Below are 12,227 nucleotides of genomic sequence, written 5' to 3'. Positions count from 1 at the left end.
TGCGATACTCCGCGCCGCTAAACAGTGCAGAGCCAAAGCCCGCGAGTTTACAGGTCGCACGCCGGAAAGAAATCATCCGGTGCGTTGTACCTGCCATTCAGCGGAACGCGTCACCCGCCCTTGACAAGACATCAACTCATCGGCATGATTCGCGGCCTATTTTGTTTGCTATTTCCTAAAAAGTCTTTCGAGGAGCTCGACGGTGGCCAACACACCTTCCGCCAAAAAACGTGCAAAACAGGCTGAGAAGCGTCGCAGCCACAACGCCAGCCTGCGTTCCATGGTCCGTACCTACATCAAAAACGTAGTTAAGGCCATCGACGCAAAAGACGCTGAAAAAGCACAAGCTGCTTACGTTCTGGCTGTGCCAGTTATCGACCGCATGGCCGATAAAGGCATCATCCACAAGAACAAGGCTGCTCGCCATAAGAGCCGTCTGAATGGCCACGTAAAGGCCCTGAACGTTGCCGCTGCTGCCTAAGCGACACGCTCGTTAAAAAACCGACCTCAGGGTCGGTTTTTTATTGCCCGCGATCTACCAGGCACACCGCAAAAAAATGGGGGAGCGAGCCTGCTCGCGATAGCTGACTAACATTCAATACCTGTATCGACTGTTACATAGCTATCGCGAGCAGGCTCGCTCCCACAATAGGATTTTCGTCCGCTTATTGGGCACGAGCCCACGGCAGGATCGGAATCGCCGTCACCGCATTCTGCGGACTGCCTTCGATCACGCGGTCGCTGTAGACCAGGTACACCAGCGTATTGCGCTTCTTGTCGAGGAAGCGCACCACCTGCATGGTCTTGAATACCAGCGACGTGCGCTCCCTGAACACCTCCTCGCCGTCCTTGAGTTCGCCCTTGAAGCTGATGGGACCGACCTGGCGGCAGGCAATGGACGCCTCGGCGCGATCCTCGGCCAGGCCCAGGCCGCCCTTCACACCACCGGTCTTGGCCCGCGACAGATAGCAGGTCACCCCGTCCACCTTCGGATCGTCAAAGGCTTCGACGACGATACGGTCATTCGGCCCGACAAGCTTGAACACCGTCGACACCTGGCCAATCTCCTCGGCCGAGGCCAGCAGCGGCAATGCCACCAGCAAGCCGATCAATCCTTTTGCCAAACCCATGATTTTTCCTTAGACGAGAATCAGGTTGTCACGGTGAACCAGTTCTGGCTCAGCCATGTAACCCAACAGACCGACAATCGCATCAGACGATTGACCGATGATTTTTTGTGCCTCAAGCGCGCTGTAGTTGGCCAGGCCTCGGGCGATCTCGCGACCATCCGGCGCCACGCACACCACCATTTCGCCACGACGAAAACTGCCCTGGACCAGCTTCACGCCCACCGGCAGCAGACTTTTATTGCCCTGGGACAGCGCCGACACCGCCCCCGCGTCCAGCACCAGCGTGCCACGGGTTTGCAGATGGCCGGCCAGCCACTGCTTGCGCGCCGCCAACATGCCACGCTCAGGAGACAGCAACGTGCCGATGCGCTCGCCCGCCTTGAGGCGATCCAGCACCCGCTCCAGCCGACCACCGACAATGATGGTGTGAGCCCCGGAACGAGCAGCCAGACGGGCGGCACGCAGCTTGGTCTGCATGCCGCCACGCCCCAGCGCGCCACCGGTACTGCCCGCGACCGCGTCCAGCGCCGGATCATCGGCACGGGCCTCGTAAATCAGCTTGGCGCCGGGGTTACTGCGCGGGTCGGCGTCGAACATGCCGTCACGATCCGTGAGGATCACCAGCAGATCCGCCTCCACCAGGTTCGCCACTAACGCGGCCAGGGTGTCGTTGTCGCCGAAACGAATCTCGTCGGTGACCACCGTGTCGTTTTCGTTGATCACCGGGATGACTTTCAGCTCCACCAGCGCCCGCAAAGTGCTGCGAGCATTGAGGTAGCGCTTGCGGTCGGACAGGTCGTCATGGGTCAGCAGAATCTGCGCCGTATGGCGACCGTGCTCGGCAAAGCTCGACTCCCAGGCCTGCACCAGCCCCATCTGACCGATGGCGGCAGCGGCCTGCAACTCGTGCATCGCGCTGGGTCGCGACGTCCAGCCCAAACGGCTCATGCCAGCTGCCACAGCCCCCGAAGAGACCAATACCAGCTCGACGCCAGCCTCATGCAAGGCCACCATCTGCTCGACCCACACCGCCATTGCCTTGCGATCCAGGCCCTTGCCATCCGCCGTCAGCAGTGCACTGCCGATCTTCACGACCCAGCGCTGCGCACCCGTCACCTTGCTCCGCATCTTCTTCAACCTTTGCCAGCGAACGGCGCGACCCAGCACCGCCCATGGGATTATTCGTATTTGCGTTTTACAGATACCAAAACGCCGCTCAAATGAGCGGCGCCTTGGAAACTGGCTGATTGCGATGATAACACCGCACTGGACCAGTTAAACCTGCCCCCAGGCCAGTCACCCGAGAATCCATGAGTGAGCACACCTGTGGGAGCACGCCCGTGGGAGCAAAGCTTGCTCCCACAGATTCGCCCCCACAGGTTTTGACCTCAAGCGGCGAGCATCCGCAGAAAGTCAGTCGCGAACGTAGATGATTTCCGGACCGTCTTCGTCATCCACGTCTTCTTCGTCCCAATCGTCATCACCGATGTCATGGACCGACTTCACGCCGCTGCGACGCAGGGCACGCTGGTCATCCAGCGCTTGCAACTGAGCACGCGCCTCGTCTTCGATACGCTGATCGAGCTCGGCCAACTCTTCCTTGTAGGCTGGGTCATTGGCCAGGCGATCGGCACGATCCTCCATATAACGCATGATGTCGTGGCACAGGCGCTCAGTGCCTTCTTTGGCAATGGCCGAGATCACGTAGACCGGACCTTCCCACTCCAGGCGATCGACGATTTCCTTGACCCGCTCCTCGTGCTCTTCTTCAAGGATCTGGTCGCACTTGTTCAGCACCAGCCAGCGGTCACGCTCAGCCAGGGCCGGGCTGAACTTGGTCAGCTCGCTGACAATGACTTCGGCCGCATCAGCGGCACTGGTTTCATCCAGCGGCGCCATGTCCACGAGGTGCAGCAACAGTCGGGTACGGGACAAGTGCTTGAGGAAGCGAATCCCCAGGCCCGCACCATCGGAAGCGCCTTCGATCAGCCCCGGAATATCCGCAACCACGAAGCTCTTCCAGCGGTCGACACTGACCACGCCCAGGTTCGGCACCAGGGTGGTGAACGGGTAATCGGCCACCTTCGGCTTGGCCGCCGACACCGAGCGAATGAAGGTACTTTTGCCGGCGTTCGGCAGACCCAACAGGCCCACGTCGGCCAGCACCTTCATTTCCAGCTTGAGGTCGCGCTGCTCGCCTGGCTTGCCTGGCGTGGTCTGGCGCGGCGCACGGTTGGTACTGGACTTGAAACGGGTGTTACCCAGACCGTGCCAGCCGCCATGGGCCACCATCAGACGCTGGCCAGCCTTGGTCAGGTCGCCAATGACTTCCTGAGTGGCGGAGTCGATCACCGTGGTGCCGACCGGCACGCGCAGGATCAGGTCTTCGCCCTTTTTGCCGGTGCAGTCGGTGCTGCCACCGTTGGAGCCACGCTCGGCATCGAAGTGCCGGGTGTAACGGTAGTCCACCAGGGTGTTGAGGTTTTCGTCGGCGAGCATGTAGATCGAGCCGCCGTCGCCTCCATCACCACCGTTCGGACCACCGTTCTCAATGAATTTTTCCCGACGGAAACTCATGCAACCATTGCCGCCGTCGCCAGCCTTTACTCGAATCGATACTTCATCAACAAACTTCATGACACACGCCTCTCGCCATACGGACGAGCCAAAAAAACAAGACATAAGACTCTTGCAAAAATGAGCGCAGCGACCTGATGACACGCCCCAACTGCAGCGCCGACAGCCCATACAAACAGTTTTGCAAGAGACTCACCCCACAAACGAAAAAGCCCCGTCGCAAGACAGGGCTTTTCCAGCGATCTCGCAATTAAGCTGCGACAACGCTCACGTAACGGCGGTTGAACGCGCCCTTTACTTCGAACTTGATCACGCCTTCGATTTTCGCGAAGAGGGTGTGATCCTTACCCATGCCAACACCGTAACCGGCGTGGAATTGGGTGCCGCGCTGACGCACGATGATGTTGCCCGGAATGATTTTCTGGCCGCCATACATCTTGACGCCAAGGCGTTTGGCTTCTGAGTCGCGACCGTTACGGGTACTACCACCAGCTTTTTTGTGTGCCATGAGTTCAATTCTCCTAGTGAGGAATTAGGCTGAAATTAAGCCTGAATACCGGTGATTTTGATCTCGGTGTACCACTGGCGGTGGCCCATGCGCTTCATGTGGTGCTTACGGCGACGGAACTTGATGATGCGGACTTTATCGTGACGACCTTGGGAGATCACTTCAGCCACAACGGTAGCGCCAGCAACGACTGGAGCGCCGATATTCACGTCATCGCCATTGGCGACCAACAGAACGCGATCAAAAGTCACGGATTCGCCGGTAGCGATTTCCAGTTTTTCGATCTTCAGGTATTCACCTGGGGCGACCTTGTATTGCTTGCCACCAGTAACAATTACTGCGTACGACATGGTATTTCTCCGATAATCCTGCTCACCCAGCGCTTTATAAGAAGAGGTATTGGCTGGCATGGCTGCATGGGCTGGAAGGCCCGGATGCAATTGCGTAAGGCAGGTGCTGCCCAGGAAGTTCAGGGTGCGCGATTGTACGCAAGCCGCAAGCGCCTTGCAAGTAGCCGTCCATCGCGCCTTGACAGGTCTGGGTGGGGGTCCTAGCATGCCGCGCAACCCTTCTGGAGCACCTGTCGCTGATGCAACCCCAAGCTTTCTACCGCGCGGTGGCGGACGATTTTAGCGCCGTCGACGGCATCATCAAGAAGCAGCTGACTTCCCGAGTGCCGCTGGTATCGAAAATCGGCGACTACATCACTTCGGCGGGCGGTAAACGCCTGCGTCCTTTATTGGTGCTGTTGTGCGGCAAGGCCCTGGGCCGCGAAGGCGACGACATGCGCCTGCTGGCCGCCACCATCGAGTTCCTGCACACCGCGACCCTGCTGCATGACGACGTGGTCGACATGTCCGGCATGCGCCGTGGACGCTCGACCGCCAACGCCATGTGGGGCAATGCCCCAAGCGTGCTGGTGGGCGACTTCCTGTATTCGCGCTCGTTCGAAATGATGGTCGAACTGGGCTCGATGCCGGTGATGAAGATCCTGTCCCAGGCCACGCGCATCATCGCCGAAGGCGAAGTGCTGCAGCTGTCCAAAGTGCGCGATGCCAGCACCACCGAAGAGACCTACATGGAAGTCATCCGCGGCAAGACCGCGATGCTCTTCGAAGCCTCGACCCACAGCGCCGCCGCCCTGGCCGGCGCCAGCGCCGAGCAGAGCGAAGCGTTGCGCACCTTTGGCGATCACCTGGGTGTGGCCTTCCAGTTGGTCGACGACCTGCTGGACTACAAGGGCGACGCCGAGACGCTGGGCAAGAACGTCGGGGACGACCTGGCCGAAGGCAAGCCGACCCTGCCGCTGATCTACACCATGCGCGAAGGCACCCCTGAGCAGGCGGCACTGGTACGCCAGGCGATCCAGAAAGGCGGGATCGAAGACCTGGAGAGCATTCGTGAAGCGGTTGAAGCGTCCGGTTCGCTGGACTACACCGCGAAACTGGCCCGTGACTACGTCGCCCGCGCGATCAAATGCCTCGACGCCCTGCCGGCCAGCGAATACCGCGATGCACTGGTGGAACTGAGCGAGTTTGCGGTGGCCCGTACTCACTGAGTACACACAGGCTTTTTGTGGGAGCAAGGCTTGCCCGCGATGACGACGATGCGGTCCTTCAGAAACCGAGTCGCCTGTATCGCGGGCAAGCCTTGCTCCCACAAATCCTCTCGCCACAGGATATCCAAACGCAGCACCGTCCCTCTTTCGCAACAAAACCCTATATAATGTGCGCCCTTTTGCCCTCCTGATACCCAAGGAACCTTAGTGAGCACGTTGCCTCCCTGCCCGAAATGCAATTCCGAATACACTTACGAAGACGGTACTCAACTGGTCTGCCCGGAGTGTGCCCACGAATGGTCTGCCAGCGGCGAAGCTGAAACGGCGTCCGATGAAACAGTGAAGAAGGATTCGGTCGGCAATGTCCTGCAAGACGGCGACACCATCACCGTAATCAAGGACCTCAAGGTCAAAGGCACGTCGTTGGTGGTCAAGGTGGGTACTAAGGTCAAGAACATCCGTTTGTGCGATGGCGACCATGACATCGACTGCAAGATCGACGGCATCGGCCCGATGAAACTCAAATCCGAGTTCGTCAGAAAAGTCTGAGCCTTGTGTATTCCATCCCACGCCCGGCGTGGGATGGTGCTTCACCCTCCCCCGCTCCAGCCCACGTTTGCACCTTCGAGCCAAGCGCCAGCCGATTGAGCTGCCGCCACCCACCGTCAGAAAAACAATTCGAACACCAATAGAGCCTTGCTATTTAGCGAATAAGAATTATTCTCATCAAACCCATCAAGGAGATGAGAACCATGACTTATTTGATCGATGCCTGGCTGGACCGCCCACACCCTTACCTGAGAATCCTGCATCGGGAAACCGGGGAAGTCTGTGCGGTGCTTGAAGAAGAAGCCTTGAACGAATTGCAGGACCAGGGGGATCTGGACCTCAACAGCCTCAATTCCAGCGAGCCACTGGTGCTCAAGGAACTGGTGCGCAATCTCTTCCTGTTTTGTTACGCCCGGGCGTTGCGCCCCAGTGGCGATTTTAATGGCAGGTTTCACGGATGAAGCACGCAAACCCTGTGGGAGCGAGCCTGCTCGCGATAGCGGTGTGACATTCAACATCAATATTGACTGATCGACCGCCATCGCGAGCAGGCTCGCTCCCACAAAAGCCTGTTCAAGCGTTGATGCCTTACAGAACGTCCAACAGCTCGACGTCGAACACCAGTACGCTGTGCGGCGGAATGCTGCCAACGCCTTGAGCGCCGTAGGCCAGTTCGCTTGGTACGTACAAACGCCATTTGCTACCGGCGTTCATCAGTTGCAGCGCTTCGGTCCAGCCTGGGATCACGCCACCCACCGGGAATTCGGCAGGCTGGCCACGATCGTAGGAGCTGTCGAACACAGTGCCGTCAATCAGGGTGCCGTGGTAATGGGTACGCACCTGGTCCTCACGGCTCGGCTTGGCGCCTTCACCCTGAGTCAACACTTCAAATTGCAGACCCGAGGCCAGGGTGGTGATGCCTTCGCGCTTGGCGTTTTCAGCCAGGAATGCACGGCCTTCGCCAGCGGCGGCTTCTGCCTTGGCGGCAGCTTCGGCCTGCATGATTTCGCGGATGACTTTGAAGCTGGCGGACATCTCGTCCTGGCCCACACGGCTCGGCTTGCCGGCGAAAGCGTCGGTCAGGCCAGCCAGGATCGCGTCCAGGCTGACGCCCGGTGGCGGGTTGTCGCGCAGTTGGTCGCCCAACTGACGGCCAATGCCGTAGCTGACGCGGGTTTCGTCGGTGGACAGGTTAACTTCGGACATGATGCTGCTCCGCTGTGCGGACGGCTCGGGAATATGCCGTGCTTGACACAGCGCCTCCCGGAGCGCCCGGAACCAAAAGGGCGAGCAGACTAGCACAGATGCCGTGGCGGGTGACGAGCGCCCTCATCAAAGCGCCGCCACCAGAAACGACAACGCCCGTCTGCCTTGCAACAGACGGGCGGTGCCCCGGGGCGATGAACGGACCTCAGTGCTTGGTCAGTTTATCCAGGTAGCCCATGGCAAACGCCGAGACCACGAAGGTCATGTGGATGATCACGTACCACATCAGGTGCTCGGGATCGACGTTCTTGGCGTCCATGAAGATGCGCAGCAGGTGAATCGAGGAAATGGCAACGATCGAGGCCGCGACCTTCATCTTCAGCGAGGACGAATCCATGGTCCCGAGCCAGTTGAGCTTTTCCTTGTCGGAGTCGATGTCCAGTTGCGAGACAAAGTTCTCGTAGCCGGAAATCATCACCATCACCAGCAGGCCGCCCACCAGCGCCATGTCGATCAGCGACAGCAGCACCAGAATCAGCTCGGATTCGGCCATGGCAAACACATTGGGAATGATGTGAAAGACTTCCTGGAAGAACTTCAGCGCCAGGGCCAGCAACCCCAGGGACAGCCCGAAATAGATCGGCGCCAGCAGCCAACGGGAGGCGTACATTGCATTTTCGATAAAGCGTTCCATTGAGTCTCACACCAGGGCTGAAAAATCGCGGCGAGTATATCAGTCACGACCTGGGTCATAAACGCCAGGCCCATCCGTGACTTCAGCCCTTGTGTCAAAACTTTACTGCCAACGCCCGTACGCTGACGACTTTCAATGCAGCGGGCGAAACTCGAAGCCGTCAACGCTGCGACAGCGGCCTCCATTGATTTCCCGCAACTGGGCCTGCATGTGCAGGCACCAGATCTGCGGGTCGTCGGCCAGCTCATAACCATGCAGTGTCAGGCTTTGCACAATGGTGTCGAGAATGGACTCAGCGGCATTCGGGCCGGGAAAAGGGCCTTGAGCCTTGATGGCGGAAGGTTGTTCGCCAGCCATTCCGGCGGCGAAGAGCAAGGTCCACATACCGGTATCTCCCGCCAGCGGACGAATGGCGCATTCGATACGGGTCACAAGGCCCAGGCATTGACGAGTGAGGCAAAGGTTGCGCGACATGGCGGCGCCCCTCGATAGATCCGGTATTCAGCCTCAGGACAAGGCTGTTTCGATCCGATGATGGCTCTCGTTATCCTTGAACTGAGAATAGAAGAAAAGTTCCGGCCGCAAGCCCCAGCGAGACCAGAATGCGCCGAATGGTCATAGTGTGAATATTGACGCCAGATCTGTGACTATTTACTGGCTTTTGTGGCGAGGGAGCTTGCTCCCGCTGGGTTGCGCAGCGACCCCCATTTGGATTGGGAGTGCTGCGCCCTCCAGCGGGAGCAAGCTCCCTCGCCACAACAGCTTATTGCCGCGAATATTGCCTCAAGCCGGCTTGGCCTCCGCCAACGCCTGCTGCGCCAGTTCCTTTTCCGCTTCCTTGATGTCGTCTTCGCTGATCATCTCCGCGATCACCCGCAGCCGTTCCACCACCCGGGCATTGACGCTGCCCTCAGGGAATTCACCGTTTTCATCCGGCTCGCCGGCAGGTTCACCCACCAGCAGACTCAGGGCTTCGTCGGCCTGGCGCACCGCATAGACGTGGAACTGCCCGGCTCGCACGGCAGCGAGTACTTTCTCGTCGAGCATCAGGGTCGCGACGTTGGCCTGGGGGATGATAGCCCCCTGCTCACCAGTCAGCCCACGGGCTTCGCAGAGGCGGAAGAAGCCTTCGATCTTCTCGTTGACCCCACCCACCGCCTGCACTTCACCAAACTGGTTGATCGAGCCGGTAATGGCAAAACACTGCTTGAGCGGCGTCTTCGACAAAGCTGAAATCAGCGTGCATGCCTCCCCCAGGGATGCGCTGTCGCCATCCACGTAGCCGTAGGATTGCTCCAGGGCGATGCTGGCCGAGATCGCCAGGGGGAATTCCTGGGCATACCGGCTGCCCAGGTAACCGGTGAGGATCATCACGCCCTTGGAGTGAATCGGCTGACCGAGGTTGACCTCCCGCTCGATGTCGACGATACCGCTGCCACCGGGGTAGACCGTGGCGGAAATCCGCGCCGGCACGCCGAACGCCGAATCCCCCACCTCCAGCACCGTCAAGCCGTTGCACTTGCCCACGGCCGCGCCGTCGGTGTCGATCAGGATGATCCCCGCCAGCATGTCGTCGAGGATCCGCGCCGAGACGCGTCCCGTACGGGTTGCCTTGGCCTTGAGGGCCCGCTCGATGTGTCCGGCATCGGTCATCTCGTCAGCGGCCAGTTGGCGAATGAAGTCCGCTTCGCTGACCAGCTGGAACAGGTCACCAATACGCGCGGACAAGCGCCCTTGATGCTCGGCCAGACGCGCACTGTAGGTAGCCAGGCGCGCCACCGCATCCGCGGTCAACGGCGCCATGCCCTCTTCCGAAGTGCGGGTCTTGAGCAACTGGGCGAACTGCTCCAGGCTTTCGTCCCCCATCGGAATGTCTTCGTCGAAATCCACCAGCACGCGAAACATTTCCTGGAAGTCCGAATCCAGGTCCTGCAAGGCGTAGTAGAGCTGGCGGGCGCCAATGATCACCACTTTGACTTGCAGCGGGATGTGCTGCGGGGTCAGGGTGACCGTGGCCAGACGCCCCAGCTCGCCCAGTGGCGACTCCATTTTCAGTTTGCGCGATTGCAGGGCACGCTTGAGTGCATCCCACACGAACGGCTCGCCAAGCATCTTTTCTGCTTCGAGGATCAGGAAACCACCGTTGGCCCGGTGCAACGCCCCGGGGCGCAGTTGCCGATAGGTGGTATAGAGCGCGCCCTGGTCAGTGCTGTATTCAATGCGCCCAAACAGGTTGTCGTAGGTCGGATGCGGTTCGAACACCACCGGTGCGCCACCGCTGGTTGGATGCCCGACCATCAGGCTAGGGGCGTATTGCTCCTCCAACAGCTTGCGGGCAATGGCGTCGCTCTTGCTGTCGTCCACCAACTGCTCGACCACCGTCTTGAGCAGGTAGACCTGCATGGCTTGCAGGTAACCGCAGACAGCGGCGTTCTCTGCGTATTTTTCCGACAGCGGCGCCAGCAAGGGTTGCAGGGCCAGGGTGATGGTCTCTTCGTTGAGTTGACGCAACTGGTTGCTGGACTCGCGCTTCCACTGCGGCAGGCTGGCGAGTTCTTCGTTCAAACGCTCTTCCAGGCCCGAGATATCGTCATGAAAACGCTCGCGCTCGGACTCCGGCAACTGGGCGAATTCCGCCTCGTCCAGGGCCCTGCCCTCGCTCATCGGCGTGAAGGCGATGTTGCTGCTGTCACGGTACAGGGCGACATCCTTCTCCAGCGCCAGACGCTCGATTACATCCAGGGCGCGGTCGTAGCGCTGGTTGAAAGCACGGTCGATGGCGCTTTTTTTCTGTTGATAGGACGGGTGCTCGAACACCGCCGGGAAAGTCGCCAGCAGGTTGTCGATCAGGCCGTTGATGTCGGCGATGAAAGCCCCCGCCGCACCCGATGGCAACTCCAGGGCACGGGGCTCGCGGGGTTCATCAAAGTTGTTGACGTAGACCCAGTCCGCCGGAGTCTGCAGGCGCTTGCCTTCGGCCTTGAGGTAACGTTTGACGAACGAAAACCGGCCAGTGCCGGGCTCGCCCATGACAAAGACGTTGTAACCGGGACGCGGCATGGCCACGCCGAACTGCAATGCTTCGACCGCACGCTCCTGGCCAAGCACACCGCGGAAGGGCTCCAGATCATTGGTGGTAGAGAAGCTGAACTGTTCAGCGGAAAACGGGCGGGTCAGCGCTTCGGGCGCTAGGCGCAAGCTGGCAGCAACAGGATCAGGCATCGGGCTTCCTTACATCAGGCGGGGCAGATAGCGGCATTCTGGCGCTGCCTGCACCTGACTGGCAAGGAGCGCCTCAGACCAAAGCATAGTCCAGGGGCATACCTTGAGCCCGAGCCCGTAAATTCATGGCATTGCAGTTAGTTTTTGCAAAATGTCACGGAACCCTCGGATCGTGCCTAAACTCCAAACTGCGCGGCTGGAACAATAACCGGCCCACTGGCCTGTAGGGTCAGACCCTGTCCATTGGTATGCACATAAAAGAGAACATAGCTATGAAACGGATTCTTCTCGGTACTCTCTTCACCGCTGTATCCCTCAACGCCATGGCTCAGGCGCCAGGCGGTCCGGATTGCGGTTGGGGCAACATGCTGTTCGAAGGTCAGCGTGGCACTCCGGCTCACTTCCTGGCATCCACCACCAACGGCACTTCCGGCAACGCCACCTTCGGCATGACATCCGGCACCAACGGTTGTTCGACCAACGCGGCACTGACCTACGGTGGCAAGTCCTGGCTGGCCATGAATGGCATGATGAACGAGCTGTCCGAAGACATGGCCAAGGGTCAGGGCGAAGCGCTGACTACTTACGCCGTGGTACTGGGCGTGGCTCCGGAAGATCGCGCGCATTTCTCCGCTGTCACCCATGAGCACTTCCAGCAGATCTTCAGCAAGGCTGACGTGACCGCAGAAGACGTGCATACCAACACCCTGGCCGTGCTGAAAAGCGACCCTCGCCTGGCCAAGTACGCCACTCAAGCTTAAGCTCGACACCACTCGCTCCTCT

The 12,227-nt window shown here is 59.6% G+C and carries 14 protein-coding genes; 5 read left to right on the top strand and 9 right to left on the bottom strand.

Annotated elements, in window-relative coordinates; genetic code table 11:
• Positions 1–202: 202 nt before the first annotated feature.
• Positions 203–481, top strand: coding sequence for a 30S ribosomal protein S20 (gene rpsT / locus MA884_RS25955; RefSeq protein ID WP_003185593.1), 279 nt, complete (start codon positions 203–205; stop codon positions 479–481).
• Between the two features lie 184 nt (positions 482–665).
• Here rpsT and MA884_RS25950 read toward each other — a convergent pair whose 3' ends face one another.
• The 5 genes from MA884_RS25950 to rplU all read right to left on the bottom strand — a co-directional run bounded on the left by MA884_RS25950 (position 666) and on the right by rplU (position 4,565).
• Entirely contained in the window at positions 666–1,130 is a 465-nt protein-coding gene (locus MA884_RS25950; protein WP_256233176.1) for a CreA family protein, read from the bottom strand.
• Positions 1,131–1,139: 9 nt separating this feature from the next.
• Positions 1,140–2,258 (bottom strand): glutamate 5-kinase, encoded by a 1,119-nt coding sequence (gene proB / locus MA884_RS25945; RefSeq protein WP_256233175.1) that lies wholly within the window; start codon positions 2,256–2,258, stop codon positions 1,140–1,142.
• A 285-nt stretch (positions 2,259–2,543) separates the two neighbouring features.
• The gene (gene cgtA / locus MA884_RS25940) at positions 2,544–3,767 is read right to left on the bottom strand and encodes an Obg family GTPase CgtA (protein ID WP_256233174.1); all 1,224 of its coding nucleotides are present in this window, start codon (positions 3,765–3,767) and stop codon (positions 2,544–2,546) included.
• Between the two features lie 190 nt (positions 3,768–3,957).
• Positions 3,958–4,215, bottom strand: coding sequence for a 50S ribosomal protein L27 (gene rpmA, locus MA884_RS25935; RefSeq protein WP_003176049.1), 258 nt, complete (start codon positions 4,213–4,215; stop codon positions 3,958–3,960).
• A 35-nt stretch (positions 4,216–4,250) separates the two neighbouring features.
• Positions 4,251–4,565 carry a 50S ribosomal protein L21 gene (rplU, locus tag MA884_RS25930; RefSeq protein WP_003176051.1) on the bottom strand — a complete coding sequence of 105 codons (315 nt, stop codon included), beginning with the start codon at positions 4,563–4,565 and terminating at the stop codon, positions 4,251–4,253.
• Positions 4,566–4,804: 239 nt separating this feature from the next.
• Here rplU and MA884_RS25925 point away from each other — a divergent pair, with 239 nt between their 5' ends.
• The 3 genes from MA884_RS25925 to MA884_RS25915 all read left to right on the top strand — a co-directional run bounded on the left by MA884_RS25925 (position 4,805) and on the right by MA884_RS25915 (position 6,783).
• Positions 4,805–5,773, top strand: a complete 969-nt coding sequence (locus MA884_RS25925; RefSeq protein WP_076386394.1) for a polyprenyl synthetase family protein — start codon at positions 4,805–4,807, stop codon at positions 5,771–5,773.
• Positions 5,774–5,980: 207 nt separating this feature from the next.
• Entirely contained in the window at positions 5,981–6,322 is a 342-nt protein-coding gene (locus MA884_RS25920) for a zinc ribbon domain-containing protein YjdM (RefSeq protein WP_076386396.1), read from the top strand.
• Positions 6,323–6,525: 203 nt separating this feature from the next.
• Positions 6,526–6,783, top strand: a complete 258-nt coding sequence (locus tag MA884_RS25915) for a hypothetical protein (RefSeq protein ID WP_256233173.1) — start codon at positions 6,526–6,528, stop codon at positions 6,781–6,783.
• 127 nt (positions 6,784–6,910) lie between these two features.
• On the opposite strand, the gene MA884_RS25910 is transcribed toward MA884_RS25915, so the two are convergent.
• The 4 genes from MA884_RS25910 to MA884_RS25895 all read right to left on the bottom strand — a co-directional run bounded on the left by MA884_RS25910 (position 6,911) and on the right by MA884_RS25895 (position 11,444).
• Positions 6,911–7,528: an FKBP-type peptidyl-prolyl cis-trans isomerase gene (locus tag MA884_RS25910; RefSeq protein WP_025215564.1), complete on the bottom strand. Its 618-nt coding sequence runs from the start codon at positions 7,526–7,528 to the stop codon at positions 6,911–6,913.
• 205 nt (positions 7,529–7,733) lie between these two features.
• Positions 7,734–8,222 carry a TIGR00645 family protein gene (locus tag MA884_RS25905; RefSeq protein ID WP_047230159.1) on the bottom strand — a complete coding sequence of 163 codons (489 nt, stop codon included), beginning with the start codon at positions 8,220–8,222 and terminating at the stop codon, positions 7,734–7,736.
• Between the two features lie 132 nt (positions 8,223–8,354).
• On the bottom strand, positions 8,355–8,696 hold the full coding sequence (locus MA884_RS25900; protein WP_210641051.1) for a hypothetical protein: 342 nt from the start codon (positions 8,694–8,696) through the stop codon (positions 8,355–8,357).
• Between the two features lie 309 nt (positions 8,697–9,005).
• Entirely contained in the window at positions 9,006–11,444 is a 2,439-nt protein-coding gene (locus tag MA884_RS25895) for a Lon protease family protein (RefSeq protein ID WP_256233172.1), read from the bottom strand.
• 272 nt (positions 11,445–11,716) lie between these two features.
• On the opposite strand from MA884_RS25895, the gene MA884_RS25890 reads away from it, so the two are divergent.
• Positions 11,717–12,205 (top strand): DUF3015 domain-containing protein, encoded by a 489-nt coding sequence (locus MA884_RS25890; protein ID WP_057451579.1) that lies wholly within the window; start codon positions 11,717–11,719, stop codon positions 12,203–12,205.
• Positions 12,206–12,227 lie beyond the last annotated feature (22 nt).

The organism is Pseudomonas sp. Q11, assembly GCF_024494355.1.
In the GTDB taxonomy this organism is placed as follows: domain Bacteria; phylum Pseudomonadota; class Gammaproteobacteria; order Pseudomonadales; family Pseudomonadaceae; genus Aquipseudomonas; species Aquipseudomonas hefeiensis.
This window is presented reverse-complemented; position numbering and strand designations above follow the sequence as displayed.